Source organism: Actinomadura sp. 3N508 (genome assembly GCF_044326375.1).
Taxonomy (GTDB): domain Bacteria; phylum Actinomycetota; class Actinomycetes; order Streptosporangiales; family Streptosporangiaceae; genus Spirillospora.
Window position 1 is genome coordinate 343,966 of sequence record NZ_JBIRAX010000008.1, and the last position, 24,589, is coordinate 368,554.

Sequence of the window (24,589 nt, forward strand, 5' to 3'; positions counted from 1 at the left end):
ATCGGGGGACGCCGCTCAGGGGAACCGCTGGTAGGCGGGGGTGGTGAGGAACTCGGAGTACTCGTCGGCGAGGGTGACGTCCTTGAAGAGCGCCACCGCCTGGTCGTAGCGGGGCTCGTTGTACGCCTGCCCCAGCTCCTGCCGGATCTTCGCGAGCTCCTCGTCCAGCAGCTCCGCGACCCACTCCTTCGTGATCTTCCTGCCCTCGGCGGTGGTGACGCCGTTGTAGATCCACTGCCACACCTGGGAGCGGGAGATCTCGGCGGTCGCCGCGTCCTCCATCAGGTTGTGGATCGCGACCGCGCCGGCGCCGTCCAGCCAGGTCGCGAGGTAGCGCAGCGCGACGTCGATGTTGTTGCGCAGGCCCGCCTCGGTGATCTCGCCGGGGGTCGCCTTGATGTTGAGGAGGTCGGCGGCGGAGACGCTGACGTCCTCGCGCAGCCGGTCGCGCTGGTTCGGCTTGCCGCCGAGGACTCCGTCGAACACCTCCCGGCACACCGGGACGAGGTCGGGGTGCGCGACCCACGAGCCGTCGAAGCCGTCGCCCGACTCGCGGGTCTTGTCGGCCCTGACCTTCTCCAGCGCGACCTTGTTGACCTCCTCGTCGCGGCGGGACGGGATGAACGCCGCCATCCCGCCGATCGCGTGCGCGCCGCGCTTGTGGCACGTCCGGACGAGCAGCTCGGTGTAGGCCCGCATGAACGGCGCGGTCATCGTGATCGCGTTCCGCTCCGGGAGGATGAAGTCCGCGCCCCGGTCCCGGAACTTCTTGATCACGGAGAAGAGGTAGTCCCAGCGGCCGGCGTTCAGGCCCGCGGAGTGGTCGCGCAGCTCGTAGAGGATCTCCTCCATCTCGAACGCGGCCGGGATCGTCTCGATCAGGACGGTCGCGCGGATCGTGCCGCGCGGGACGTCCAGGGCGTCCTGGGCGAGGTTGAACGCGTCGTTCCAGAGCCGCGCCTCAAGGTGGCTCTCCATCTTCGGCAGGTAGTAGTACGGGCCCTTGCCCTTGGCGAGCTGCCTGCGGGCGGAGTGGAAGAAGTACAGGCCGAAGTCGAACAGCGACCCCGACATGGGCTTGCCGTCGACGAGGAGGTGCTTCTCCTCCATGTGCCAGCCGCGCGGCCGGACGACGATCGTCGCGAGCTCCGCGTCGTCCTTCAGCGCGTAGGACTTGCCGCTCTTCTCGTCGGTGAAGTCGATGGTGCGGTCGAGGGCGTCGCGCAGGTTGAGCTGCCCTTCGATCATGTTGTCCCAGAGGGGGGTGTTGGCGTCCTCGAAGTCGGCCAGCCACACCTTCGCGCCGGAGTTCAGCGCGTTGATCGTCATCTTGCGGTCCGTGGGGCCGGTGATCTCGACGCGGCGGTCCTCCAGGCCGGGGGCGGGGTCGGCGACGCGCCAGGAGCCGTCGTCCCGGATGTTCGCGGTCTCGGGCAGGAAGTCGAGCGTGCCGCCCGCGGAGAGCTTGCGCTGACGTTCGGCGCGGGCCGCCAAAAGTTCCTCGCGCCGTGCGCCGAGCGCGCGCTGCAGGGAGGCGAGCAGGCCGAGCGCCTCGGGGGTCAGGATCTCCTCGTAGCGATCGCCGAGGGGTCCGGTGACCTCGATGCCGTCAAGTCCAGCCATCTGCCTGCCCTTCCTCTTGTTTTCGTACCGCGAAATTCGGTTTCTGTTATGTGGAGAACGCTACTCGGCGGTGCCGAGCCGGGTCAAAGCGGGGGTTGCCCCAGATGGCGCGGATAACCGCGTGACCACCGGGGAAGGTGCGTGAGACCATCGGCGGGAAGACACGGCCGCACCGCGGCGTTGCACAGAGGACATATGACTCAACCTTTCTCTGCAGACCAGACCAGGCTCGACGCCTTCGACGCTCGGGACGAGGCCGCCATCGACGAAGCCGAGTACGAGCCCATGACGGGCGAACTCGACCTTGAGGACCGCCGGGCCCTGCGCCGCGTCGCGGGCCTGTCCACCGAACTGACCGACGTCACCGAGGTCGAGTACCGCGCGCTCCGGCTGGAGCGGGTCGTCCTCGTCGGGGTGTGGACGGACGGCACCGCCGAGGCCGCCGAGAACTCGCTTCGCGAGCTGGCGCTCCTCGCCGAGACCGCGGGCTCCGAAGTGCTGGAGGGCCTCGTCCAGCGGCGCAACCGCCCCGACCCGGCCACCTACATCGGCTCCGGCAAGGCCGCCGAACTGCGCGACATCGTCATCGCCACCGGCGCCGACACCGTCATCTGCGACGGCGAGCTGGCCCCGAGCCAGCTCCGGCACCTGGAGGAGACCGTCCAGGTCAAGGTGATCGACCGGACCGCGCTGATCCTCGACATCTTCGCCCAGCACGCCAAGAGCCGCGAGGGCAAGGCGCAGGTCGAGCTCGCGCAGCTCGACTACCTGCTGCCGCGGCTGCGCGGCTGGGGCGGCAACCTGTCCCGGCAGGTCGGCGGCCGCGCCGCCGGCGGCGTCGGGATCGGCGGCCGCGGCCCCGGCGAGACCAAGATCGAGCTGGACCGGCGGCGGATCCGCACCCGGATGGCCAAGCTGCGCCGGCAGATCGCCGAGATGTCCAAGTCGCGCGTCACCAAGCGCGGCGAGCGGCGCCGCCACGCGGTGCCCGCCGTCGCCATCGCCGGCTACACCAACGCGGGCAAGTCGTCCCTGCTCAACCGGCTCACCGGCGCCGGGGTCCTGGTGGAGAACGCGCTGTTCGCCACCCTCGACCCGACCGTCCGGCGTGCCGAGACGCCCGGCGGCCGCGCCTACACCCTCGCCGACACCGTCGGGTTCGTCCGGCACCTGCCGCACCAGCTCGTCGAGGCGTTCCGCTCGACGCTGGAGGAGGTCACCGACGCCGGGCTGATCCTGCACGTCGTGGACGGCTCCGACCCGGCCCCCGAGGCGCAGCTCGACGCCGTCCGGGAGGTGCTGCGCGAGATCGACGCCGACAGGATCCCCGAGATCGTCGTGATCAACAAGGCGGACGCCGCCGACGAGCTCGCGATCGCCCGCCTCCAGCGGCGGGAGCCGCACAGCGTCGTCGTGTCCGCCCGCACCGGGTTCGGCATCGAGGAGCTGCGCGCGGCCATCGAGGCCGACCTGCCCGGCCTGGAGAGCGAGCTGCACGTCGTGGTGCCGTACGAGCGCGGCGACCTCGTCGCGCAGGTGCACGAGCGCGGCGAGGTGCTCAAGCAGGAGCACCTGGCGGAGGGCACGATGCTCCACGCCAGGATGCCGGCCGACCTCGCCGGGGAACTGTCCCGCTACGAAACCGTGGCGCCGGCCCCGTAACACCTGGGACAGGGCCCGGGCTCCAAAGCCCGGGCCCTTGGCCCACGCCGGGAGGGTTTCGGACCCGATGACGGGTATTGGATCGGTCCACCAGGGTGCTTAGCGGCGGCCGGAAGTCGGCCTCCGGTTCATCCTGGTCGCTGAACGGTGACAGCTTTCCCAATCCGCTTGACGGTCGGGTTGAAATCCGTACGGTCGTAGAGCTAAGGGGCGGGGTGATGGCTGTCGATGCGCTGCGATCAGAGGTTGTCGGACGGGCCCTCAGTGCACTACCGTGACGAAACCGATATCTCCGGTCTCGTTGCCATTGGTGGTCGTCCGGCCACCCGACCCACCGACGGTGAGTCGCCGGCACCCAGTCGGCGTTTCGGATCGAGAGCAGGTGGCCCACGCATGACAGGTCCAGCGCGAGATCGAGAGCAAGTGGCCCGCCCCACATGCACGGCAGGCCCGACCATGGGAAAGAGGGCAGGCGGCCCGCACCATCGCCACACGGCGCCCGGTTCCGCGCTGAAGCGCGCCATGCCCCACCCAGGTCGGTGACCCTATGACCGTACGGCTGTTGACGAACATCGGCAGGCTCTGGACGGGCACCGACGTCTGCAGCAACGCGGCCGTGCTCATCCACGACGACCGCATCGTCTGGGCCGGACCCGCCTCCGACCTGCCGCAGCGCGTCCCCGGCATCATCGACGACATCGTCGACGTCGACCACGTGGAGAACCTCGGCGGCGGTCTCGTCACCCCCGGGCTCATCGACGCGCACTCCCACCCCGTCTACGCGGGCAACCGGTGGGCCGAGCTCGCCATGCGCACCAGTGGATCGTCCCATTCCGCCATCACCGCGGCGGGCGGCGGCGTCAACTCCACCGTGACCGTCACCCGGGGAACCGACCCGTGGACGCTCTGCAACGGCGTCCGCGAACGGCTCCGCCAGTGGATCCTCGCCGGGACGACCACCGTCGAGGCCAAGACCGGCTACCACCTCACCCGCGACGGTGAACTCGCCGACATCCGGATGCTGCGGTCCCTCGAAGGCGAACCGGCCATGCCGCGCATCCACGCGACGTTCCTCGCCGCGCACATCCTGCCGCCCGAGTTCTTCGGCCGCCGCCGCGACTACATCGAGGCCGTCCGCCTGTGGGCGAACGACGCCGCCGTCGCCGGAGCCGACTCCATCGACGTCTACTGCGACGAGGGCCACTTCACCGCCGAAGAGGCCCGCGCGCTCCTGCTCACCGGCAAGCGCGCCGGGCTCAAGGCGCGGATGCACGCCTGCGCCAACGAGCGCGTCGGCGCCGCGCAGGTCGCCGCCGAGGTCGGCTGCGCGTCCGCCGACCTGCTCACCCAGGCCAACGACGACGACATCAAGGCCCTCGCCCATGCCGGCGTCACCGCCACCGTCTGCCCCGGCAGCGCCCTGAACAGCAGCCGCGCGCCCGCACCCGTCCGGCAGATGCTCGACCGCGGCGTCACCGTCGCGCTCGGCACCGACCACAACCCCGGCCAGTGCGGCATCACCTCGATGCCCCTCGTCATCGGGCTGTCCGTCGCGATGTTCGGCCTCAGCGTCACCGAGGCGCTGCGTGCCGCCACCCTCGGCGGCGCCGCGGCCCTGCGCGTCGGCGACCGCGGATCTCTCGCGCCCGGCATGCTCGCCGACATCGTCCTGTGGGACGCCGACCACGAGGGCGCGTTCGCATGGGCGTTCGGCCTCCGCGCCCTGCGGATCTGGCGCGGCGGCGTGCCCGTCCAGCCCTGACGCACTCTCCGCGGGTAGCGTCCCTTCATGGGCAGCGCCGTCGCGGTCGTCACGGACTCGACCGCCCACCTTCCGCCTGGCTTCGCCGAACAGCACGCGCTGACCGTCGTCCCGTTGCAGATCGCCGTCGGCGGCGCCACCCGGGACGATATAAGCACCGGCGAGGCCGCCCACGCGCTGAACATCACGACGTCTCGCCCCTCACCGGTCCGCTTCGCCGATGCCTACAGGGCCGCCGCGGACGCGGGCGCCAGTGAGATCGTCTCCGTTCACCTGTCCGCCGCCATGTCCGGGACAGTAGAGGCGGCACGGCTAGCCGCCGACGACGCACCCGTCCCGGTAAGGGTCGTCGACAGCGGAACCATCGGCATGGGCCTCGGCTTCGCCGTGCTCTCGGCGGCGGCCACCGCCAGGTCTGGCGGGACAGGCGAGCAGACGGCGGACGCCGCCCTGCGCAGGGCCAGGCTCACCCGGACGCTCCTGTACGTCGACACCCTTGAGCACCTACGGCGCGGTGGACGGATCGGTGCCGCGGCCACCCTGCTCGGTTCGGCGCTCATGGTGAAACCCCTCCTCGACATAGCGGATGGCCGCATCGAGCCACTGGAGAAGGTCCGGACCGCTACACGCGCCCTGGCGCGGCTGGAGGAACTGGCGGTCACCGAGGCCCGCGACCGCCGGGTCGATCTCGGCATCCAACATCTCGCCGCGCGACCCCGCGCCGAATCCTTGGCGGCCCGCCTCCGCGAACGCATCCCACACGTAGAGGAGGTTCACGTAGGCGAGGTGGGCCCGGTCATAGGCGCCCACGTAGGCCCCGGCATGCTCGCGGTAGTAATAGCCCCCCGCCTCTGAACCTCCCGCTCGGACGCTGCTGACCCAGAGTTATCCACAATTCCCGGAGCGTCCGCGCCGGACGCCGCCCCCCTCTTAGCGTCTGGCGATATGAGCACCGACGCACGGGACCGGCTCTACTCCCTGATGGGACGGCTGCGTCCTGCTGATACGCCCCCGCCGGCCCGGTTACGCGCGGGTCCCGACCGGTCGAACATCCGCATCCTCGTCCTCATCTGCGTGATCGCCGCCGTGGTGGCCGCCGGCTACCTGTGGCTGGCCCGGCCGCGCCCGCGGCCCTCCGCCGGGCCGCTCCCGAGCGCCACCCTCGCCGAGGTCCGGCCCGGCGCTTCCGCGAGCCCGGCGGCAGGCTCCACGGTGGTCGTGCACGTCCTCGGCAAGGTCAGGCATCCCGGCGTGATCACCTTGCCGGCCGGCTCCCGGGTCGCCCAGGCGATCAAGGCGGCGGGCGGCGTGCGCGCGGGCGCGAAGACCGGCACCCTCAACCTCGCCCGGAAACTGGTGGACGGCGAACAGCTCGCAGTGGGCATCCGCAGCCCTGCGGCCGTCGCCGGAGCCCCGTCCCCGCCCCCGCCAGGCGGTTCCGGAGCGCCCGCCGCCCCTCTCGATCTCAACACCGCCACCGCCGAGCAGCTGGACGATCTCCCCGGCGTCGGCCCGGTCCTCGCCCAACGCATCGTCGACCACCGCACCCAGCACGGCGCGTTCCGCTCGATCGAACAGCTCCGGGACGTCAGCGGCATCGGCGCCCGCCGCTTCGCCGATCTGAAGCCGCTGGTCCGCGTATGACCCACGACCTCCGCCTGCTCGCCCCCGCACTCGCCACCTGGATCACGGCCGCCGTGACCATCGGCCTCCCGGCGCTCCTCACCTACATCCTCGCCACCGCCACGGCCCTCGCAGCCCTCTACCTCCTTGTAACCAACCGCAATTCACGAACCCGCCCCACCCCAATGGCGAACGGGCGGCCACGGAGATGGCCATCGCGACGCGGCCCGGCCGGGGTCATCCTCGTGTGCGTCGCCGCGTCGGCCACCGGCGTGGCACTGCGCGCGACCGCGGTCGACACGGGGCCGGTGCGAGACCTCGCCCGCGACAGCCGCACCGCAACCGCCGAGGCCGTCGTGCTGAGCGACCCGCAGGCGAAACCCGGCAACGGCCGCCGGATGATCATCCTTCGGGCCCGGGTGGAGACGATCCCGAGAGCCAGGGTCCGCGTCCCCGTGCTGCTGATCGCGAGCGACGATCGATGGCTGCGTCTCGTTCCCAGCCAGCGGGTCCGCCTCCACGGCCGGTTCATCCCGCCGCGCGGCGCCGATCTGCTCGCCGCGGTGGTGATCGTCCGGGGGCCGCCCGCCGTCCTCGGGCCGCCGTCCACGATCCAGCGCGCCGCCGAGCACGTGCGGGCGAGGCTCCGGGCAGCGTCGGCGCGGCTCCCGCCCGACCAGCGCGGCGTCCTGCCCGGCATGGTCGTCGGCGACACCTCCCTGCTCGACCCCGCACTGGCCGAAGACTTCCGGGCCGCCGGGCTCAGCCACCTCCTGGTCGTCTCGGGCGCGAACCTGGCGATCGTCATCGGCGCCGTCCTCGGCCTCTGCCGGCTCACCGGCCTCGGGCGGCGGCGCGCCCCTCCCGTCGCCGTCCTCGCCGTCCTCGCGCTCGTCGTGGTCGCCCGCCCCGAGCCGAGCGTGCTCAGAGCGGCGGTCATGGGCCTGATCGGCATCCTGGCACTGTTCACCGGACGGCAACGCCAGGGAGTGCCCGCCCTGGCCGCCGCCGTGCTCCTCCTCGTCCTGATCGACCCCGGCCTTGCCCGCTCGTACGGGTTCGCGCTGTCGGTCCTGGCGACCGCGGGCCTGCTCGTCCTGGCCCCGCCCTGGCGTGAACGGCTGGCCCGCCGCCTCCCGGGCCCCCTCGCCGACGCCCTCGCCGTCGCGGCGGCCGCCCAGCTCGCCGTGGCCCCGGTCCTGGTCATGCTCTCCGGCGAGGTAGGCGTCGTGTCGGTGTTCGCGAACCTGCTGGCCGCCCCCGCCGTCGCCCCCGCCACCCTCCTCGGCGCCCTCGCGGCCGCCGTCGCGCCCTTCTCGCTGCCCCTCGCTCAACTGATCGTGTGGCCCGCCGGCCTGGCCGTCGGCTGGATCATCCGCGTCGCCCGCTTCGCCGCCGCCTTGCCCTACGCCACGATCCCCTGGACGAGCGGCGGCCTCGGTGCCGCGACCCTCCTCATGGCCGCCGGAATCACATTCCTGATCCTCCGCAGCCGCCGCCTGCGCCTGATCGCGGCCGCCGCCATGACCGGCATCCTGATCGCCGTCGTCGCGCTGCGCGTGACGGCTCCGGGCTGGCCGCCGCCAGGCTGGCAGATGGTCGCCTGTGACGTGGGCCAGGGCGATGCCGTCGCCCTGGCCACGGGCCCCGGCCAAGCCGTCGTCGTGGACACCGGCCCCGACCCCGCATCAGTCGACCGATGCCTGCGCCGCCTCCACGTGACGGACGTGCCGCTCCTCATCCTGACCCACCCGCACGCCGACCACATCAACGGCACGTCCGGCGTCCGGCACGGCCGCAAGGTCCACACGGTCCTGACGACGTCCCTCACCTCCGGCCGTGAAGCCCGCGTGGCCCACGGCCTGCCGACCCGGCCCGCCCAAGCAGGCCAGCAATGGCGCATAGGAGATCTGAGCCTCTCGGTCCTCGCCCCGACGGCCCCCGGCCCGGCCCTCTCACCCGGCGACGACGGCACCACGATCAACAACGCGAGCGTGGTCCTCGTCGCCCGCAGGCCCGGCTTCAGCGCCCTCCTCGCAGGCGACATCGAAGCCGAAGCCCAACGCGCCCTGGAGCCCGCCGTCCCCCGCGTCCATGTCCTAAAGGTCCCCCACCACGGTTCACGCAGCCAGGACCACGGCTTCCTGGCCGCATCCCACGCCCCCGTCTCCCTGATCTCGGTCGGCGAGAACAACGACTACGGCCACCCGTCCCCGGCGACCCTCAGACTCCTGCACCGCCTCCGCACCCAGGTCCACCGGACCGACAGGGAAGGAGACATAGCCGTGATCCGCACCAGAACCGGAATAGCCACCGTCCCCAGCCGCACCCCTTGAACCCACCCGAGCCCCACACCCCCGCCTCAGCCGCGAGGACTGCACAACCCCTCCACCACACCCTCCAATACGTCCCGCCAACCTCCGAAGCGGCACCAATTCATAGGCGCGGCCCTATTGCCGGACTACTTGTCCGCCAAGCACGCACGGGATCTGGTCACAGAGCAGAAGCACGTTGCGACAGTTCTCGTCGGGATTGCAAACAGGCTGCTGGCTCGAATCACCCATTACGTGGTCTGGGCGCTGACCGCTCCCCGCCGCCCGACCGCCGCTGAGGTTCGCGAGCGTTGGAGGAGCTGATGATCCGGGGGCGTCGGACGAAGCCACGGAGGGGCGATGACGAGCTGTGGACGGTGCATGCTGCGTTGAGGAGGGACCACCGTGATCGCCCCGGTGTCCTTCTCGGCCGCCGGACGGGTCGACCCGACCGGCCTCGGCGTGGCCGTCGCCCGCGTGAACATCTTCAACTACGTCGGGTTCGTCCTGGGAGCGGCCGTCCACCGCCGCCGTGCCTCTTGTGTCCCTCGTCGGGCCCTGAAGGGGCTGCGCCGTCTTGGCTCACAACATCGGGCCGGGGCGGTGGGCGGTAAATGCTTCGACATGGGTCCTCGGTGCGCGGCAAAGTGGCCGTCTGTGACGAGCAGTGAGCTTTGGGGCCGTGCGACCGCCGACCGTTACGACGCCGAGGAGACCGAGATGTCCTCGGCCGCTGTTCTCGGGCCGACTCTCGCCTTCCTCGCCGAGCTCGCCGGGGACGGCCGGGCACTGGAGTTCGCCATCGGAACTGGGCGAGTGGGCGTCCCACTGCGGGAACGCGGCGTGCCGGTCGTGGGCATCGAGTTGTCCGAGCACATGGCGGCGGTCCTGCGGAGCAAGGTCGACGCGGACACGCTCCCGGTGACCATTGGGGACATGGCCACCACCGTCGTTCCCGGCGAGTTCACCCTGGTCTATCTCGTCTACAACACGATCACGAACCTGCTCACGCAGGACGAGCAGGTCGAGTGCTTCCGTAACGCCGCACGCCATCTGGCGCCCGGCGGCCGATTCGTGATCGAGCTGGGCGTGCCGCCGCTGCGGTTCCTGCCGCCCGGCCAGGTCGCGGTGCCGTTCGATGTCTCCGAGCAGCATCTCGGCTTCGACACCTTCGACCTGGTGGAGCAGATCCTCGTCTCGCACCACTTCACGCGCGACGGCGGCGACGACCGCTACCGCCGCGAGAGCTCCCGGCACCGGTACTGCTGGCCGTCGGAGCTCGATCTGATGGCACAGATCGCCGGCCTTGAGCTGGAACGTCGCGTCGCGGACTGGGACGGGGCACCGTTCACCCAGGACTCCACGAAGCACATCTCCGTATGGCGCAAACCAACCTGAGGCCGAGAGCGCGCCCGGATCAGCGGCACCGTTTCCATGCCGGAATCGCCGCGTCGCCGCTGAGCTGAGAGTCGCTTTGAGGTGTTTCGCTTAGGGGGCGAGCATGTTTGGGGTGTTGCTTCGTTGGGCGGGGGTTCCTCGCGGTGGAGTAGGCGGTGGGGTCGGTGGGCGTGGGATGCTGGTGGGGTGTCGGTTGAGGCTGTCGTGCTGGTCGTTGGTGAGGAAGAGCTGCTCGTTGATCGGGCGATCGGGGAGGTCGTCGCGTCGGTGCGGGCGGACGATCCGGAAGCCGAGGTCACTGATCTCGCGCCGGGCGGGCTGGAGCCTGGGCGCATCGCCGAGCTGACGTCGCCGTCCCTGTTCGGGGGCGGGAAGGTGCTCGTGATCCGGTCGGCGCAGGACCTGGGGAAGGATCTGGCCGCCGAGGTGCTGAAGTACGCCAAGGCGCCCGCGGACGACGTGGTTCTCGTGGTCGTCCACCATGGCGGGGCCAAGGGCAAGGCGCTGGTGGACGGGCTGGCCAAGCTCAACGCGCGCAGGATCTCGTGCCCGAAGGTCACGAAGGTGGGGGAGCGGGTCGACTTCGTCCGGAGCGAGATCCGCAGGGCGGGCGGGAAGATCTCGCCGGACGCGGCGCGGGGGCTGATCGAGGCGGTCGGGAACGATCTGCGGGAGCTGGCGGCGGCGTGCAGCCAGCTGGTGGCCGACACCGGCGGGAAGATCGACGATGCCGCGGTGGCGCGGTATTACCGGGGACGCGCCGAGGTCAGCGGGTTCGCGGTGGCGGACAAGGCCATCGAGGGCCAGCTCGCCGATGCCCTGGAGCAGCTCCGGTGGGCGCTCGCCACCGGTGTGGCGCCGGTGCTGATCGTCAGCGCGCTCGCTCAGGGTGTCCGGGGGCTGGCGAAGGTCGGAGGCGCGCCGCGGGGTGCGCGGGCCGCGGCGCTGGCGAAGGACCTCGGGATGCCCCCCTGGAAGATCGAGCGGGTGCAGAAGCAGCTGCGGGGGTGGACGGGGGACGGCGTCGCGCGGGCGCTGACGGCGGTCGCCGACGCCGACGAGCAGGTCAAGGGCGGTGCGGCGGACCCCGCGTATGCGCTTGAGAAGACCATCGCCGAGATCGTCGCCGCGCGGTCGCAGCGGCGTGCCTCATAGCCGGTCAAGGGGTTTCGGCTTTGGCTTTCAGGCCGTTGGCCTCCATGGTGACGTAGCGGCGGGCCAAGCGGCCTACGAGAAGCGACATGAGGGGCGCTAGGACGCCTTTCTGGTCCAGGGTGAGGCGGACGGAAACGTTGCCCTCTGGGTTGGCCGTGATTTCGTGGGCGGCGATCGTGGTGACGCCGGGGGAACGGGATTCCCAGGTGAAGGTCTTGTTCTCCTCGAATGCGGTGATCGTCCAGATGGCGGGGCGGAGTTTCGGCTGAAAGACGCGGGCGCGGCTGGAAAGGGCGACGGACTCGTCCAGGAGTTCGACGCGGTCCACGGACGCCGTCATGTCGGGCCAGCGTTCGACGTCCTTCAGGAGGTTCCAGACCGTTTCGGGGGACGCGTCGATGTCGACGGAGAATTCGAAATGCACGGTGTTCTCCTCAGTGTTCAGTCGCGGTTCGGATCGCGGACAGCAGGCCGGTGACCAGCGGGTCGTCGGCGCGGTCCGGGAGATGCAGGGCGTAGTAGGGGACGGCCGGCAGGTCGATGATCTCGCGTCCGACCAGGCCGGGCGGGGTGGTGACGCATCCGTTGACCACCGCGAGGCCGATGCGCAGGGACACGAAATGCAGCATCAGCGGCCAGCCCTCGGCCTCCACCGCGAGCGACCAGGGGACGTCGGCGGCGCGGAGCGCGCGTTCGAGGGTGACGCGGTGCGGGCCGGTGGGCGGCGGGACGACGAGGGACGTGCCCGCGAGGTCGGGGAGGGTGAGGTGGGGCCTGGCGGCGAGGGGATGGTCGTCCGGCATGATCAGGACCTGCGGGTAGGAGGCGAGCAGGACCGTCTCGACGTCGGCGGGCACGACGTCCAGGACGGCGACGCCGAGATCGGCGCGGCCGGTGCGGACGGCGGCGAGCGTCCGGGCGCGGTCGCCGTTGATGAGGCGGATCCCGGGGTGGACGACGTCGCCGAGCAGGTACAGGTAGGCGCCCTCGCCGGCGGCGAGGGTCGGGACGCGGCCCGGGGCGGTGCCGTGGACGTCCGCGAGGAACGCGGTCATGCGGGCGTCGAGGTCGCGGGCGAACCGGGCGACCTGCTCGCCGGTGGGGGTCAGGGCGAGGCGGCGCCCGCGCCGGGCGTAGAGGGGGCGGCCGAGGGCGTCGGAGAGTTTCCGCACCTTGACGTGCAGGGCGGGCTGGGAGATGTGGAGTTCTTCGGCGGCGCGGGTGAAGTTGAGGTGGTCGGCGAAGACGGCGAACGAGGCGAGCGCGTCCGTGGAGAGGCGGCTCAGGTCCATAGCCGGTAATTATAGATGGCGGCTCGAATAATAGTTCTGCTTTAGGGAGTGGTGCTGGAGAGTCGAGAGCATGAACGGGGAAGCGAGGCTCGGCGTCGATTTCGGCCGGGTCATTCACGGGGGGCTTCTGGCCCCGGGGGACGACGACACCGTGTTCCTGGACGGCAGTTTCGAGGCGGCGCTGGCCTCACCCGCGACCGCGGGGGTGTACGAGGTCCTGCCCGGGCTGATCGAGGCGTTCGGCGGACGGGCCTGGATCATCTCCAAGTGCGGCGACCGCATACGGCAGCGGACGCTGGCCTGGCTCGACCACCATGACTTCTACCGGCGGACGGGCCTGCCCAGGCAGAACGTCCGGTTCTGCAGGAAGCGGCCGGAAAAGGCGCGGCACTGCGAGGAACTCGGAATCACCCACATGATCGACGACCGGCTGGACGTGCATCGCGCCATTCGCGACGTCGTCCCGTACCGGTACCTGTTCGGGGGAGCGGAAGGGCCCGAATGGGTGCGGCATGTTCCGGACTGGGCCGCCGCCGAGATCATTCTCGAAGATATTCCGGCGGAACGGACGCGGTCAGCCACACGCCGTTCGCGCTGACGCGGAATTCGTGCCCGTCGGCGGCCATCCGCCCGGCGTCGACGGTCAGGATGACGGGCTTGCCGCGGCGCGCACCGACGCGCCGCGCCGTCTCGCGGTCGGGGGACAGGTGCACGTCGTGCCGCCCCATGGGCCGTAGCCCTTCGCGCAGGATCGCCTCCAGGAAACGGCGTACGGTGCCGTGGTACAGGAATTCTGGCGGGGGCGTAGGCGGAAGGTTCAGCTCGACCGGGACGGAATGCCCCTGGACGGCCCTGACCCGGTTCCCGTCGAGTTCGTAGCGCTTCTTGTCGTTGGCGGCGACGACGTGTTCGAGTTCGGCGCGCGTGAACGGGAACGCGTGGCGGGCGGCGGCCGAGAGCAGTTCGGTGACGTCGGCCCAGCCCTCGGCGTCGAGGGTGAGGCCGATCCGCTCGGGGCGGTGCCTCAGGTGCAGAGCGAGGTACTTGGAGATCCTCGTCGCGCGGCGCTCGTCCATCTGTATACGTCCGGATATGCGTCGGGGCCGGCTCCGTGGCCGGCCCCGTGCGTGCGGGCGCGCTGCGGGTCAGGGACCCGGCGCCTGCCCCCGTCTTACTTGGCGGTCTGCAGCGCGGCGGCGCGCTTGGCGATCGCCGACTTGCGGTTGGCGGCCTGGTTCTTGTGGATGACGCCCTTGCTGACGGCCTTGTCCAGCTTGCGGGCGGCGTGGCGCTGCGCGGCGACGGCGTCCTCGACGCGGCCCTCGTCGGCGGCCTCGCGGAACTTGCGGATCGCCGTCTTCAGCTCCGACTTGACGGCCTTGTTGCGCAGGCGCGCCTTCTCGTTCTGCTTGTTGCGCTTGATCTGGGACTTGATGTTTGCCACGTCGTAGTGCCTCAGCTTGGTCGCGATAGTCGCCTGCTCGTGCACAGGCCTGACGAATGTCTGAACGGGGGCGGGACGGTGCCCCCGGGGCACGACGCTACGCCACACGCAAGCGCACAGCCTACCAATCACCGGGGCCCGCCCCAAACCGGGCCGTGCACGGAGCATCGAACCCGGCATGGGACCATGGGGGGACACATTCATGTCCACCTGTGAGTTTTGCGAACGGACCCCGGTGCGAGCGCCTGAGCCTGACAAGACCGATCCCGCGATCATCCGCAACTTCTGCATCATCGCGCACATCGACCATGGCAAGTCGACCCTCGCGGACCGGATGCTGCAGTTGACCGGCGTGGTCGAGGAGCGCCAGATGCGCGCCCAGTACCTCGACCGCATGGACATCGAGCGCGAGCGCGGCATCACGATCAAGAGCCAGGCCGTCCGGCTGCCGTGGACGTCCAAGGGCGTCGACCACGTCCTGAACCTGATCGACACGCCGGGGCACGTCGACTTCTCCTACGAGGTGTCGCGGTCGCTGGCGGCGTGCGAGGGCGCCGTCCTGCTGGTGGACGCGGCGCAGGGCATCGAGGCGCAGACGCTCGCGAACCTGTACCTGGCCCTTGAGGCCGACCTGCACCTGATCCCCGTCCTCAACAAGATCGACCTCCCGGCGGCGCAGCCCGACAAGTACGCCGAGGAGCTGGCCGGGATCATCGGCTGCGAGCCGTCCGACGTGCTGCGCGTGTCGGGCAAGACGGGCGAGGGCGTCCGCGAGCTGCTCGACAAGATCGTCGAGGAGGTGCCGGCGCCGGTCGGCGACCCCGACGGGCCCGCCCGCGCGCTGATCTTCGACTCGGTGTACGACACCTACCGCGGCGTCGTCACCTACGTCCGGATCATCGACGGGCATCTGTCGCGCCGCGAGAAGAGCCTCATGATGTCGACCGGGTCGGCGCACGAGACCCTGGAGGTCGGCGTGATCTCCCCGGAGCCGGTGTCCGTGCAGGGCCTCGGCGTCGGCGAGGTCGGCTACCTGATCACCGGGGTGAAGGACGTCCGGCAGGCCCGGGTCGGCGACACCGTGACCGGCGCGTCCCGGCGGGCGCACGAGGCGCTCGGCGGCTACCGCGACCCGAAGCCGATGGTGTTCTCGGGCCTGTATCCGGTGGACGGCGACCAGTACCCCGAGCTGCGGGACGCGCTCGACAAGCTGCAGCTGAACGACGCCGCGCTCGTGTACGAGCCGGAGACGTCGGCGGCGCTCGGGTTCGGGTTCCGCTGCGGGTTCCTCGGGCTGCTGCACATGGAGATCGTCCGGGAGCGGCTGGAACGCGAGTCCGGCCTGTCGCTGATCTCGACCGCGCCGAACGTCGTGTACAGAGTGACGATGGAGGACGCGTCGGAGCACGTCGTCACCAACCCCAGCGAGTTCCCCGAGGGCAAGATCGGGGCCGTGTACGAGCCGGTGGTGAAGGCGACGCTGCTGAGCCCGTCCGAGCACATCGGCGCGATCATGGAGCTGTGCCAGGGGCGGCGCGGGGTGCTGCTCGGCATGGACTACCTGTCGGAGGACCGCGTCGAGATCCGCTACACGCTGCCCCTCGCCGAGATCATCTTCGACTTCTTCGACCAGCTGAAGTCGCGGACCCGCGGGTACGCGTCGCTGGACTACGAGCCGAGCGGGGAGCAGGAGTCCGACCTGGTGAAGGTCGACATCCTGCTGCAGGGCGAGTCGGTGGACGCGTTCAGCCAGATCGTCCACCGAGACAAGGCGCGCGAGTACGGGCTGATGATGACGTCCAAGCTCAAGGAACTGATCCCGCGGCAGCAGTACGAGGTGCCCATCCAGGCCGCGATCGGCGCGCGCATCATCGCCCGGGAGAACATCCGCGCCATCCGCAAGGACGTCCTCGCCAAGTGCTACGGCGGCGACATCTCCCGTAAGCGCAAGCTGCTGGAGAAGCAGAAGGAGGGCAAGAAGCGGATGAAGACCATCGGGCGGGTGGACGTCCCGCAGGAGGCCTTCGTCGCGGCGCTGTCCACCAGTGGGGGCGAGCCCACCGACAAGGGCCGGAAGTAGCCTCCCGGCCCTTGGGCCTGGCCTATTTCTTCAGCAGGGGCCAGGCCACCGCTGACGGGACGCGGCGGAACTCGCCACGGTTGGCGGCCCGTCCCGCGTAGACGAGGAAGAACATCACCACGGCCGTGAACAGCAGCGGCACCCAGATGAGCACCTCGATCGCCAGCGACAGCAGCCCGAAGACGAACCAGACGGCGATGGACGCCAGGCTCATGTTGAGGCCCTGCGCCGCGTGCTTGCGCGCGAACGGCGAGCGCGCCTTGCCGAAGTAGACGATGGCCGGGGCGATGGCGCTGACCAGGAACTGGCCCACGTACGCCATGAGCGACCACGTGCGCTCGTCGTCGGTGACGGGCCCGAAGTGGCCGGGGATCTGGGCGGTGTGACCACCCTGAGGCTGCTGCTGCCACCCGCCCGGGCCGCCGCCGGGCTGCTGCTGATGCGGCGGGGGCTGCTGCTGTGGCTGCTGCGGTTGCTGCCACATGTTTCCGGGCTGCTGCCAGGGGGCCTGATGTTGCCCTCCGGGCTGCTGCCCTGGGCCGGGCGACGGGGGAGGCCCGTAGGCCATGGCGGACGTCCTCTCCTAGTTCGCTACGCGTTCGCTGTGCGACCTATGGCGAAAGTGTATGACTCATTGGACGCGCCCGGAGTCCGCAAGGTTTCCCGCATAGCCGGGCCCGTGACCGTTTCGCGCCACGGGCCCGCCGATGCTGGGAGGGGTCAGGGACGCCACACCACGGCGGACGGCGCCTCCTGCGTGACCGTCACCGTCCCCTTCCAGCCGATGGACGAGGGCTGCGGCAGATACGAGCCGTCCAGGAAGAACCCTCGGTTGAGGGACGTGACCGTGGCCGGTGCGCCGTTGTCCCCGGTCCCGGTCGGGCGGCGAAGGGCCTCGATCGACGCGATGTCGGAGACCGTCGTCCCTTCCGGCAGCTCGACGGTGGTGGCGACGGCGCCGTCACGGTCGATCGACCAGGTCGGCTGGTCGTGGTCGGACCGGTAGAGCGTGGACGGGTCGTCCTTGAGCCGGACGCCCAGCGCCACGCCCGGCACCGAACCCGACCCCGTCGGGGCGCCCGTCTTCTTGGCGAACTCGACGAAGAGGTAGGTGCGCTGGTCGCCGACCTCGAGCGTCGCCGGGTCGGACGGCGCCTCGATCTTCCCCTCGCGGAGCATCTCCTGCGCCGCGATCCGGTACGTCCACGGCTCGCGGTCCATGACGACCTCGCGGGCGCGGTCGGCCCGCCGCGTCCTGGACGCGTCGAGCAGGAAGCGCAGCGGCGGCTTCGGGGAGATCACGTCGCACATGTTGTTGTTGGACGTGCACGTCTGCAGCACCGGATGGTCGTCCTCGTAGCGGCCCCGGAACTTGAACGTCTGGTGCATCGGCGCCTGGTACACGGCGGTGCCGCCGACGCGGTTCCCTGACTCGTCCACCTCGACCCGGTAGACCCATTCGATGTCGGTCGTCCGGCCCCAGCGGGCCATCAGCGCGGGCGAGTCGGTGCCGCCGTCCTCGTTGCTCCAGACGGCCGAGTACTCGATGATCCGGTGGCCGGGCGTGGCGGCGGGCCGGGTCTCGTGCCAGGCGACGAGCGGGGTGTCGGTGGTGGCGTTCTGGTACGGGTCGCCGAGGGGCCAGCCCGTCCGTCCGACGATGACCGGCGCGTGCCGCAGCGCCACCGCCTCAGCGTCCGCGGACGGCACCTCGACGCGTGGCCGCTGCAGGGTGACCTGGCGGGCGGCGGCCGCGCTGCCCTTCGCGAACCGCAGCGTGACCTCGTGCTCGCCCGCGCCGACACGCCCGAGGCCGAGGCTCCGCGCCACCGGCTCGGACGACGGGACGACGAGGTCGGTCACGTGCCGTCCGTCCACCGAGATCGCCACGACGGCGGACTCGGCGCCCTTCCGGGCCCAGGACACGCCCGGTGCGGACGCGGCGAAGGAGATGACGGCCTCCCCGTCGCGTGCGGCGGAAAAGGACAGTGACTTAGCCGGGCCGTCCCGATCGACGTTGATCACGTCCGGGGCTCCGGCCGCGGTGGCGGGGGAGACGGTGAGGAGGAGGGGAGCGGCGCCGGTCAACGCGAGCACGGTATGACGCACACGGTTTCTCATGATCAGCGAAGCTAGATCGCGCGAGTTGCGTTCCGGTGAAGGCCGGGTCCCCCTGGAGTGTCGGCTTTATGGGGGTTGCGGCCACGCCGCGGTTACGGCCGCGTAGCGTGGCCGCGCGGACCGATGCGCGTGAGGTCGCGTGTGTGAAACCGCGACACGGCGGGGGCTGCTTGGTCTGGAGGTACATGTCTGTACGGTCGGACGGGTACCGTGCCGATCAACTACAAGTGCCGATCAACCATCAGTGCCGACCAGTAGGCCGATCCCCGGAGGCAGCGTGTCCGACCCCGAGCAGGTACTGCGCTCTGCGAAGGAGCGGGAGACGGTGAACGGCGCCGTCCGCGCGCTGCGGACCGCCGCCCCGTCCGGATGGGAGCGGCTCGACTTCGAGTTCCGTGCGACGGTCGGCATCGACAGCGCCTCCCTGGAGGTCGAGGGCCCGGACGGCGAGCGCCGCACGGCCATGCCGCCCGGCCAGGCCGTCGGGAAGATGGACGAGCTGCGCCGCGCCATGTACCGGCAGGGCAAGGGCGCCTGGTTCACCGCCCGCCTCCAGGTCGAGCGCTCGGGCCGGTTCAGCGCCGAGTTCGACTACGACGGCGAACCCGACTTCACGCCGCCGCTCACGTCGTCCGCGTACGTCAAGGACCTCAACCGCTTCCCCCGCACCGATGAGCACATCCCGGACTGGCTCCGCGACAAGCTGAGCGACGCCTAGGCGGACCGAACCGGACCGGACAGGACGGGGCAGGGGTCTGGGCAGGGCAGACTTGAGGCGTGCCCTCGACCCTTCCTGATGGCGAACCCGTACCGGCGGACGGTGCGCTGCCCGGCCGCGCCCTCGACGGCCTGGGGACGCGGCCGTTCGCGTTCTACGTGCACGTGCCGTTCTGCGTGACGCGCTGCGGGTACTGCGATTTCAACACCTACACGGCGACGGAGCTTGGGCCGGGGGCGAGCCGCGACTCCTACGCCGACACCGCCATCGCAGAAGTCCGGATGGCCCGCCGAGTGCTGGGCGACACGGACCTGCCCGTCGAGACGGTCTTCGTGGGCGGAGGCACCCCGACCCTTCTGCCGCCGGATGATCTGGGGCGCGTCCTGGACGCGATCGACGCCGAATTCGGCCTCTCGCCAGGCGCGGAGGTAACGACCGAAGCGAATCCCGAGTCGGTGGACGAAAGGTACGTCGCGAGGCTGCGGGAAGTCGGTTTCACGCGCGTCTCGTACGGCATGCAGAGCGCGCGCGAGCACGTCCTGGCCGTCCTGGAGCGTGCTCATACGCCGGGACGCGTCCCGCAAGTAGTCGACTGGACGCGCAAGGCAGGCTTCGAGCACATCAACCTGGACCTCATCTACGGCACCCCAGGCGAAACCGACGACGACTGGCGAGCCTCCCTGGAAGCCGCCCTGAAAGCCGAGCCAGACCATGTGTCGGCGTACGCGCTCATCGTCGAGGACGGCACGCGCCTGGCGGCCCAGGTGCGAAGGGGTGAGCTGACGGCCCCCGACGACGACGCCATGGCCGACCGCTACCTGATCGCCGACGAAACGCTGACCGCCCACGGCCTGCACTGGTACGAGATCTCCAACTGGGCCACCGATTCCAGCGCCGCCTGCCGCCACAACATGCTGTATTGGACCGGCGCCGACTGGTGGGGCATCGGGCCGGGCGCGCACAGCCACGTCGGCGGGACCCGCTGGTGGAACGTCAAACACCCGGCCGCCTATGCGTCCCGCCTAGCGGAAGGCGCAAGCCCCGCGCACGCCAGGGAGGTCCTGGACGACGACGACCGGCGCATCGAGCGGATCATGCTCGAACTCCGCCTCGCCCAGGGCTGCCCCACCGACCTGCTGGACGACAAGGCCGCCCGCAAGGCGATCGACGACGGCCTCCTAGACCCGGCCCCCTACGAGAAGGGCCGCGCGGTCCTCACTCAGCAAGGCCGCCTCCTGGCCGACGCCGTGGTCCGCGACCTGACCTGAGGAACCCCTGGGTCAACACGTGACGAAGTCGATGAGTTCTTCTACGCGGCCTAGGAGAGCGGGCTCCAGGTCTGTGTAGTTGTTGACCGAGCCCAGGATGCGTTTCCAGGCCGCGCCCGTGTCGTCGCCCCAGCCGAGTTCGGCGATGACGCCTTCCTTCCAGGGGATGCCGCGGGGGATGCGCGGCCAGGCGCGGATGCCCACGCAGGCGGGCTTGACCGCCTCCCAGATGTCGATGAACGGGTGCCCTGTGACGAGGACGTGCGGCGAGGAGATCTGCGCGGCGATCCGGGACTCCTTGGAGCCGTCCACGAGATGGTCGACGAGCACGCCGAGGCGGCGGTCGCCGTCCGGCTCGAACTCCTCGACGATGGCGGGCAGGTCGTCCACCCCTTCGAGGTACTCCACGACGACGCCCTCGACCCGCAGATCATGGCCCCAGATCTTCTCGACCAGCTCCGCGTCGTGGACGCCCTCCACGTAGATCCGGCTCTCCTTGGCCACCTTCGCCCGCAGCCCCCGGACGGCGATGGAACCCGACGCCGACCGCGCCGGCCGCCCGCTCGGCGCCGCGCTGGGCCGGACGAGCGTGACGGGCTTGCCGTCGATCAGGAAACCGGACTTGGTCAGCGGGAACACGCGCCGCTTGCCGAACCGGTCCTCCAGAGTGACGCCGAACTTGTCGCAGCCGACGACGGCGCCGCAGAAACCGCTGTCGGGGTCCTCGGCGACCAGGCCCGGCTCGGCCGGGACCTCGGGGATCTGGCCCTTGCGGGGCCTGCGCCAGTCGCCGGCCAGCACATCGTTTCCGTAGTTCTTACTGCGCACGGGTCCGCACATTAACCCGGCGGGACGTCCGTAAGGCGTCGCCCCTCTTCCTTCGGCGTGGCGCGTGCCTCGACCCGGGGAGCCGGACGGGACCTCCGGACGGTCCTCCGGGGGCGGGGCGGGCGCGTCCTACAGGAATGGGAGCCTGTGTCCGGAACGGATAGGATCGCGCCGCCGTGCGCCGAGTCCGCGCGGACACTCCAGACCGGGGCTCCGGGCCGTACAATTGGCACTCGGGAGTATGGAGTGCCAGCGGCGCGCGGCGCCGGGCCCCGGCGGTACGAAGGAGGTGACCAGGTGCTGGACGACCGGAAGCTCGCCGTCCTGCGCGCCATCGTGGAAGACTTCGTCTCCACCAACGAGCCGGTGGGCTCGAAGGCGCTCGCGGACCGGCACAACCTCGGCGTGTCCCCGGCCACCATCCGCAACGACATGGCGGTGCTGGAGGAGCAGGGGTACATCACCCAGCCGCACACCAGCGCCGGACGCGTCCCCACCGACAAGGGCTACCGGCTGTTCGTCGACCGGCTGTCCACGATCAAGCCGCTGTCGATCGCCGAGCGCCGCGCGATCGAGACGTTCCTGTCCGGCGCGTACGACCTCGACGACGTCGTCGGCCGGACGGTGCGCCTTCTCGCGCAGCTCACCCGGCAGGTCGCCGTCGTGCAGTACCCGTCGCTGACGCGCTCGTCGGTGCGGCACGTCGAGCTGGTCCCGGTCGCGGAGGGGCGGCTGCTGCTCGTCCTGATCACCAACACCGGGCGGGTCGAGCAGCGGGTGATCGAGGCGGGCGGCTCGGTGTCGGAGGAATCAATCGGGCACCTGCGGGCGTTGCTCAACACGTGCCTCGACGGGCTCGGCCTCGGCGACGTCCCCACCGCGGTGGCGGACCTGCCCGACAAGGTGGGCGCCGACGAGCGTCCGCTCGCCGCGGCGGTGCTGTCGGTGCTGCTGGAGACCCTCGTCGAGAAGCACGAAGAGAAGATCGTCTTCGCGGGTGCGGCCAACCTCGCCGCGGTGGACTTCTCGCAGAGCCTGAGGGAGGTGCTCGTGGCGCTCGAAGAGCAGGTGGTGCTGATGCGGCTGCTCGGCGAGACCGGCGACTCCTCTAAAGTTACGGTGCGGATCGGCACCGAGAACCCCGATCTGGGGCTCCGGTCGACCTCGGTCGTCGCCGCCGACTACGGCGTGGGCGACCTCACCCTGGCCCGGCTTGGAGTGCTCGGGCCTACACGCATGGATTACCCCAGCACGATGGGAGCGGTACGGGCAGTGGCACGCTACGTGGGACAGATCCTGGCGGGGTCGTAAGTGGCCAACGACTACTACGCGACCCTGGGCGTCCGGCGGGACGCCAGCGCCGACGAGGTCAAGAGGGCCTATCGCCGGCTCGCGCGGGAACTCCACCCGGACGTCAACCCGGATCCGGAGACCCAGGACAGGTTCAAGGAGATCACCCAGGCCTACGAGGTGCTCTCCGACCCGAAGAAGCGCGAGATGTACGACCTGGGCGCCGACCCGTTCGCGCCCGGCGGCGGGGCGGGCGGCGCCGGCGGCTTCGGCGGCGCCGGGTTCCCGTTCAGCGACATCATGGACGCGTTCTTCGGCACCGCGACGTCCCGGGGCCCCCGGACCCGGGCCCGGCGCGGCCGGAACGCGACGCTGCCGGTGGAGCTCGACCTCGGCGAGACCGCCTTCGGCACGACCCGCGAGCTGTCCATCGACACCGCCGTGGTCTGCACCGGCTGCGAGGGGTCGGGCTGCGCGCCCGGCACCCACCCGGACACGTGCGAGACGTGCCACGGGCGCGGCGAGGTGCAGCAGGTCCAGCGCTCGTTCCTCGGCCAGGTCATGACGGCCCGGCCCTGCCCGGCGTGCGGCGGGTTCGGCTCGGTGATCCGCAACCCGTGCACCGAGTGCTCGGGCGACGGCCGCGTCCGCACCCGCCGGACCGTCAAGGTCAAGATCCCGGCGGGCGTGGAGAACGGCATCCACATCCAGCTCGCCGGGGAGGGCGAGGTCGGTCCCGGCGGCGGCCCGCCCGGCGACCTGTTCCTGCAGATCGTGGAGAAGCCGCACCCGATCTTCGAGCGGGAGGGCGACGACCTGCACTGCACGGTCGAGATCCCGATGACCGCGGCGGCGCTCGGCACCAGCGTCACGATCGAGACCCTGGACGCCGCCGAGAGCGTCGACATCAAGCCCGGCACGCAGTCCGGGCAGGTGATCACGCTGTACAACCGGGGCGTCCGGCACCTCAACGAGAGCGGCCGCGGCGACCTGATGATCCATGTGAACGTGGAGACGCCGAACCGGCTCGACGAGGAGCAGGAGGAGCTGCTGCGCCAGCTCGCCGCGCTGCGCGGCGAGGAGCGCCCGCCCGGCAAGTTCGCGCCGGGGCAGCGCGGCATGTTCTCCCGCCTCAAGGACGTCTTCAACCAGCACTGAAGAACGGTGGCGGCGGCCTACGAGGAAGGCCGCCGCGGCCCGTCAGCGCACGGCGACCGAACCTCAGAGCATGGCGACCAGTGACACCGACAGGGGACGCGCATGAGCCCGCCGGTCTTCCTCGCCGCGACGGACGCGCTGGAACGCTCCGGCGGCGTCGTCCTCGACGGGCCCGAAGGGCGGCACGCGGCGACCGTGCGGCGGCTGCGGGCCGGTGAGCGCGTCGACCTGACCGACGGCGCGGGCCTCCTCGCCGAATGCGTCGTCACCGATGTGGGCCGCGCGTCCCTCACCCTCGACGTGCTGGCCCGGCACCGGCAGCCGCCGCCCTCGCCGCGCATCGTGGTCGTCCAGGCGCTCCCGAAGGGCGACCGGGGCGAGCTGGCCGTCGAGACGATGACCGAGGCCGGGGTCGACGAGATCGTCCCGTGGTCGGCGGCGCGGTGCGTCACGCAGTGGCGGCCCGAACGCCGCGAGAAGGCCCTCTCACGCTGGCGCAACGCGGCTCGCGAGGCCGGCAAGCAGGCGCGCCGCAGCCGCTTCCCCGAGATCGCCGGCCTGGCGTCCACCGATGACGTGGCCGGGCGGGTCGCCGCGGCGTCGCTGGCGCTCGTCCTGCACGAGGAGGCCGACGCGCCGCTCAGCGCCGCCGAGCCGCCCGCGGAGGGCGACATCGTGGTCGTGGTCGGCCCCGAGGGCGGGATCACCGACGGCGAGCTGGACCGGCTCGCCGCAGCGGGCGGGCGCCCCACCCGGCTCGGCCCGACCGTCCTGCGCACGTCGACGGCCGGTGTCGCGGCGGCCGCGGTCCTGATGGCGGCGACCGGCCGCTGGTGACCCGCCCCGCGTCAGGGG

The 24,589-nt window shown here is 71.1% G+C and carries 22 protein-coding genes; 14 read left to right on the plus strand and 8 right to left on the minus strand.

Annotated elements, in window-relative coordinates; translation table 11 throughout:
* Nucleotides 1–15 precede the first annotated feature (15 nt).
* Nucleotides 16–1,623 carry a malate synthase A gene (gene aceB, locus ACH34S_RS28060; protein WP_395955794.1) on the minus strand — a complete coding sequence of 536 codons (1,608 nt, stop codon included), beginning with the start codon at nucleotides 1,621–1,623 and terminating at the stop codon, nucleotides 16–18.
* Nucleotides 1,624–1,818: 195 nt separating this feature from the next.
* On the opposite strand from aceB, the gene hflX reads away from it, so the two are divergent.
* The 7 genes from hflX (at nucleotide 1,819) to holA (ending at nucleotide 11,535) form a co-directional block, all read left to right on the plus strand.
* Nucleotides 1,819–3,285 (plus strand): GTPase HflX, encoded by a 1,467-nt coding sequence (gene hflX / locus ACH34S_RS28065; protein WP_395955795.1) that lies wholly within the window; start codon nucleotides 1,819–1,821, stop codon nucleotides 3,283–3,285.
* A gap of 547 nt (nucleotides 3,286–3,832) precedes the next feature.
* Nucleotides 3,833–5,047, plus strand: a complete 1,215-nt coding sequence (gene hutI / locus ACH34S_RS28070) for an imidazolonepropionase (RefSeq protein ID WP_395955796.1) — start codon at nucleotides 3,833–3,835, stop codon at nucleotides 5,045–5,047.
* Between the two features lie 27 nt (nucleotides 5,048–5,074).
* Entirely contained in the window at nucleotides 5,075–5,902 is an 828-nt protein-coding gene (locus ACH34S_RS28075) for a DegV family protein (RefSeq protein ID WP_395955797.1), read from the plus strand.
* Nucleotides 5,903–5,992: 90 nt separating this feature from the next.
* Entirely contained in the window at nucleotides 5,993–6,691 is a 699-nt protein-coding gene (locus ACH34S_RS28080) for a helix-hairpin-helix domain-containing protein (RefSeq protein ID WP_395955798.1), read from the plus strand.
* Nucleotides 6,688–9,006: a DNA internalization-related competence protein ComEC/Rec2 gene (locus tag ACH34S_RS28085; RefSeq protein WP_395955799.1), complete on the plus strand. Its 2,319-nt coding sequence runs from the start codon at nucleotides 6,688–6,690 to the stop codon at nucleotides 9,004–9,006. Before ACH34S_RS28080 ends, ACH34S_RS28085 begins: the two co-directional genes overlap by 4 nt.
* Before the next feature lie 696 nt (nucleotides 9,007–9,702).
* The gene (locus ACH34S_RS28090; protein WP_395955886.1) at nucleotides 9,703–10,380 is read left to right on the plus strand and encodes a class I SAM-dependent DNA methyltransferase; all 678 of its coding nucleotides are present in this window, start codon (nucleotides 9,703–9,705) and stop codon (nucleotides 10,378–10,380) included.
* A gap of 186 nt (nucleotides 10,381–10,566) precedes the next feature.
* A complete protein-coding gene (holA, locus tag ACH34S_RS28095; protein ID WP_395955800.1) occupies nucleotides 10,567–11,535 on the plus strand; it encodes a DNA polymerase III subunit delta in 969 nt (322 codons plus the stop codon).
* Between the two features lie 4 nt (nucleotides 11,536–11,539).
* Here the strand turns inward: holA and ACH34S_RS28100 are convergent, their stop codons facing one another.
* The gene (locus ACH34S_RS28100; protein WP_395955801.1) at nucleotides 11,540–11,959 is read right to left on the minus strand and encodes an SRPBCC family protein; all 420 of its coding nucleotides are present in this window, start codon (nucleotides 11,957–11,959) and stop codon (nucleotides 11,540–11,542) included.
* A gap of 10 nt (nucleotides 11,960–11,969) precedes the next feature.
* Nucleotides 11,970–12,827, minus strand: a complete 858-nt coding sequence (locus ACH34S_RS28105; protein ID WP_395955802.1) for a LysR substrate-binding domain-containing protein — start codon at nucleotides 12,825–12,827, stop codon at nucleotides 11,970–11,972.
* A gap of 70 nt (nucleotides 12,828–12,897) precedes the next feature.
* On the opposite strand from ACH34S_RS28105, the gene ACH34S_RS28110 reads away from it, so the two are divergent.
* Entirely contained in the window at nucleotides 12,898–13,425 is a 528-nt protein-coding gene (locus tag ACH34S_RS28110) for a hypothetical protein (protein ID WP_395955803.1), read from the plus strand.
* Here the strand turns inward: ACH34S_RS28110 and ACH34S_RS28115 are convergent.
* Together ACH34S_RS28115 and rpsT are read right to left on the minus strand one after the other, a co-directional pair.
* Nucleotides 13,367–13,903: an RNA 2'-phosphotransferase gene (locus tag ACH34S_RS28115; protein ID WP_395955804.1), complete on the minus strand. Its 537-nt coding sequence runs from the start codon at nucleotides 13,901–13,903 to the stop codon at nucleotides 13,367–13,369. The two genes, ACH34S_RS28110 and ACH34S_RS28115, sit on opposite strands and share 59 nt — an antisense overlap.
* A gap of 95 nt (nucleotides 13,904–13,998) precedes the next feature.
* Complete coding sequence (gene rpsT, locus ACH34S_RS28120) at nucleotides 13,999–14,271, minus strand: 30S ribosomal protein S20 (protein WP_395955805.1); 273 nt, start codon at nucleotides 14,269–14,271, stop codon at nucleotides 13,999–14,001.
* Nucleotides 14,272–14,473: 202 nt separating this feature from the next.
* On the opposite strand from rpsT, the gene lepA reads away from it, so the two are divergent.
* Nucleotides 14,474–16,351 (plus strand): translation elongation factor 4, encoded by a 1,878-nt coding sequence (lepA, locus tag ACH34S_RS28125; RefSeq protein ID WP_395955806.1) that lies wholly within the window; start codon nucleotides 14,474–14,476, stop codon nucleotides 16,349–16,351.
* A 22-nt stretch (nucleotides 16,352–16,373) separates the two neighbouring features.
* Here the strand turns inward: lepA and ACH34S_RS28130 are convergent, their stop codons facing one another.
* Both ACH34S_RS28130 and ACH34S_RS28135 read right to left on the minus strand, forming a co-directional pair.
* The gene (locus ACH34S_RS28130; RefSeq protein WP_395955807.1) at nucleotides 16,374–16,835 is read right to left on the minus strand and encodes a DUF4870 domain-containing protein; all 462 of its coding nucleotides are present in this window, start codon (nucleotides 16,833–16,835) and stop codon (nucleotides 16,374–16,376) included.
* Between the two features lie 236 nt (nucleotides 16,836–17,071).
* Nucleotides 17,072–18,439, minus strand: a complete 1,368-nt coding sequence (locus ACH34S_RS28135) for a hypothetical protein (RefSeq protein WP_395955808.1) — start codon at nucleotides 18,437–18,439, stop codon at nucleotides 17,072–17,074.
* Between the two features lie 310 nt (nucleotides 18,440–18,749).
* Here ACH34S_RS28135 and ACH34S_RS28140 point away from each other — a divergent pair, with 310 nt between their 5' ends.
* Together ACH34S_RS28140 and hemW are read left to right on the plus strand one after the other, a co-directional pair.
* Nucleotides 18,750–19,190: a hypothetical protein gene (locus ACH34S_RS28140; protein WP_395955809.1), complete on the plus strand. Its 441-nt coding sequence runs from the start codon at nucleotides 18,750–18,752 to the stop codon at nucleotides 19,188–19,190.
* Nucleotides 19,191–19,249: 59 nt separating this feature from the next.
* Complete coding sequence (hemW, locus tag ACH34S_RS28145; protein ID WP_395955810.1) at nucleotides 19,250–20,458, plus strand: radical SAM family heme chaperone HemW; 1,209 nt, start codon at nucleotides 19,250–19,252, stop codon at nucleotides 20,456–20,458.
* Between the two features lie 12 nt (nucleotides 20,459–20,470).
* Here hemW and ACH34S_RS28150 read toward each other — a convergent pair whose 3' ends face one another.
* Nucleotides 20,471–21,286 (minus strand): DUF3097 domain-containing protein, encoded by an 816-nt coding sequence (locus ACH34S_RS28150; protein ID WP_395955811.1) that lies wholly within the window; start codon nucleotides 21,284–21,286, stop codon nucleotides 20,471–20,473.
* 297 nt (nucleotides 21,287–21,583) lie between these two features.
* Between ACH34S_RS28150 and hrcA the strand changes: the two genes are divergently transcribed.
* The 3 genes from hrcA (at nucleotide 21,584) to ACH34S_RS28165 (ending at nucleotide 24,571) form a co-directional block, all read left to right on the plus strand.
* A complete protein-coding gene (gene hrcA / locus ACH34S_RS28155; protein WP_395955812.1) occupies nucleotides 21,584–22,597 on the plus strand; it encodes a heat-inducible transcriptional repressor HrcA in 1,014 nt (337 codons plus the stop codon).
* The gene (gene dnaJ, locus ACH34S_RS28160; protein ID WP_395955813.1) at nucleotides 22,598–23,734 is read left to right on the plus strand and encodes a molecular chaperone DnaJ; all 1,137 of its coding nucleotides are present in this window, start codon (nucleotides 22,598–22,600) and stop codon (nucleotides 23,732–23,734) included.
* A 102-nt stretch (nucleotides 23,735–23,836) separates the two neighbouring features.
* Nucleotides 23,837–24,571, plus strand: a complete 735-nt coding sequence (locus ACH34S_RS28165) for a 16S rRNA (uracil(1498)-N(3))-methyltransferase (protein ID WP_395955814.1) — start codon at nucleotides 23,837–23,839, stop codon at nucleotides 24,569–24,571.
* Nucleotides 24,572–24,589 lie beyond the last annotated feature (18 nt).

Bases quoted from the DNA above. Each gene is read 5' to 3' on its own strand.
- aceB (WP_395955794.1), bottom strand. From the start codon at position 1,623: ATGGCTGGACTTGACGGCATCGAGGTCACCGGACCCCTCGGCGATCGC.
- hflX (WP_395955795.1), top strand. From the start codon at position 1,819: ATGACTCAACCTTTCTCTGCAGACCAGACCAGGCTCGACGCCTTCGAC.
- hutI (WP_395955796.1), top strand. From the start codon at position 3,833: ATGACCGTACGGCTGTTGACGAACATCGGCAGGCTCTGGACGGGCACC.
- ACH34S_RS28075 (WP_395955797.1), top strand. From the start codon at position 5,075: ATGGGCAGCGCCGTCGCGGTCGTCACGGACTCGACCGCCCACCTTCCG.
- ACH34S_RS28080 (WP_395955798.1), top strand. From the start codon at position 5,993: ATGAGCACCGACGCACGGGACCGGCTCTACTCCCTGATGGGACGGCTG.
- ACH34S_RS28085 (WP_395955799.1), top strand. From the start codon at position 6,688: ATGACCCACGACCTCCGCCTGCTCGCCCCCGCACTCGCCACCTGGATC.
- ACH34S_RS28090 (WP_395955886.1), top strand. From the start codon at position 9,703: ATGTCCTCGGCCGCTGTTCTCGGGCCGACTCTCGCCTTCCTCGCCGAG.
- ACH34S_RS28105 (WP_395955802.1), bottom strand. From the start codon at position 12,827: ATGGACCTGAGCCGCCTCTCCACGGACGCGCTCGCCTCGTTCGCCGTC.
- ACH34S_RS28110 (WP_395955803.1), top strand. From the start codon at position 12,898: ATGAACGGGGAAGCGAGGCTCGGCGTCGATTTCGGCCGGGTCATTCAC.
- ACH34S_RS28115 (WP_395955804.1), bottom strand. From the start codon at position 13,903: ATGGACGAGCGCCGCGCGACGAGGATCTCCAAGTACCTCGCTCTGCAC.
- lepA (WP_395955806.1), top strand. From the start codon at position 14,474: ATGTCCACCTGTGAGTTTTGCGAACGGACCCCGGTGCGAGCGCCTGAG.
- ACH34S_RS28130 (WP_395955807.1), bottom strand. From the start codon at position 16,835: ATGTGGCAGCAACCGCAGCAGCCACAGCAGCAGCCCCCGCCGCATCAG.
- ACH34S_RS28165 (WP_395955814.1), top strand. From the start codon at position 23,837: ATGAGCCCGCCGGTCTTCCTCGCCGCGACGGACGCGCTGGAACGCTCC.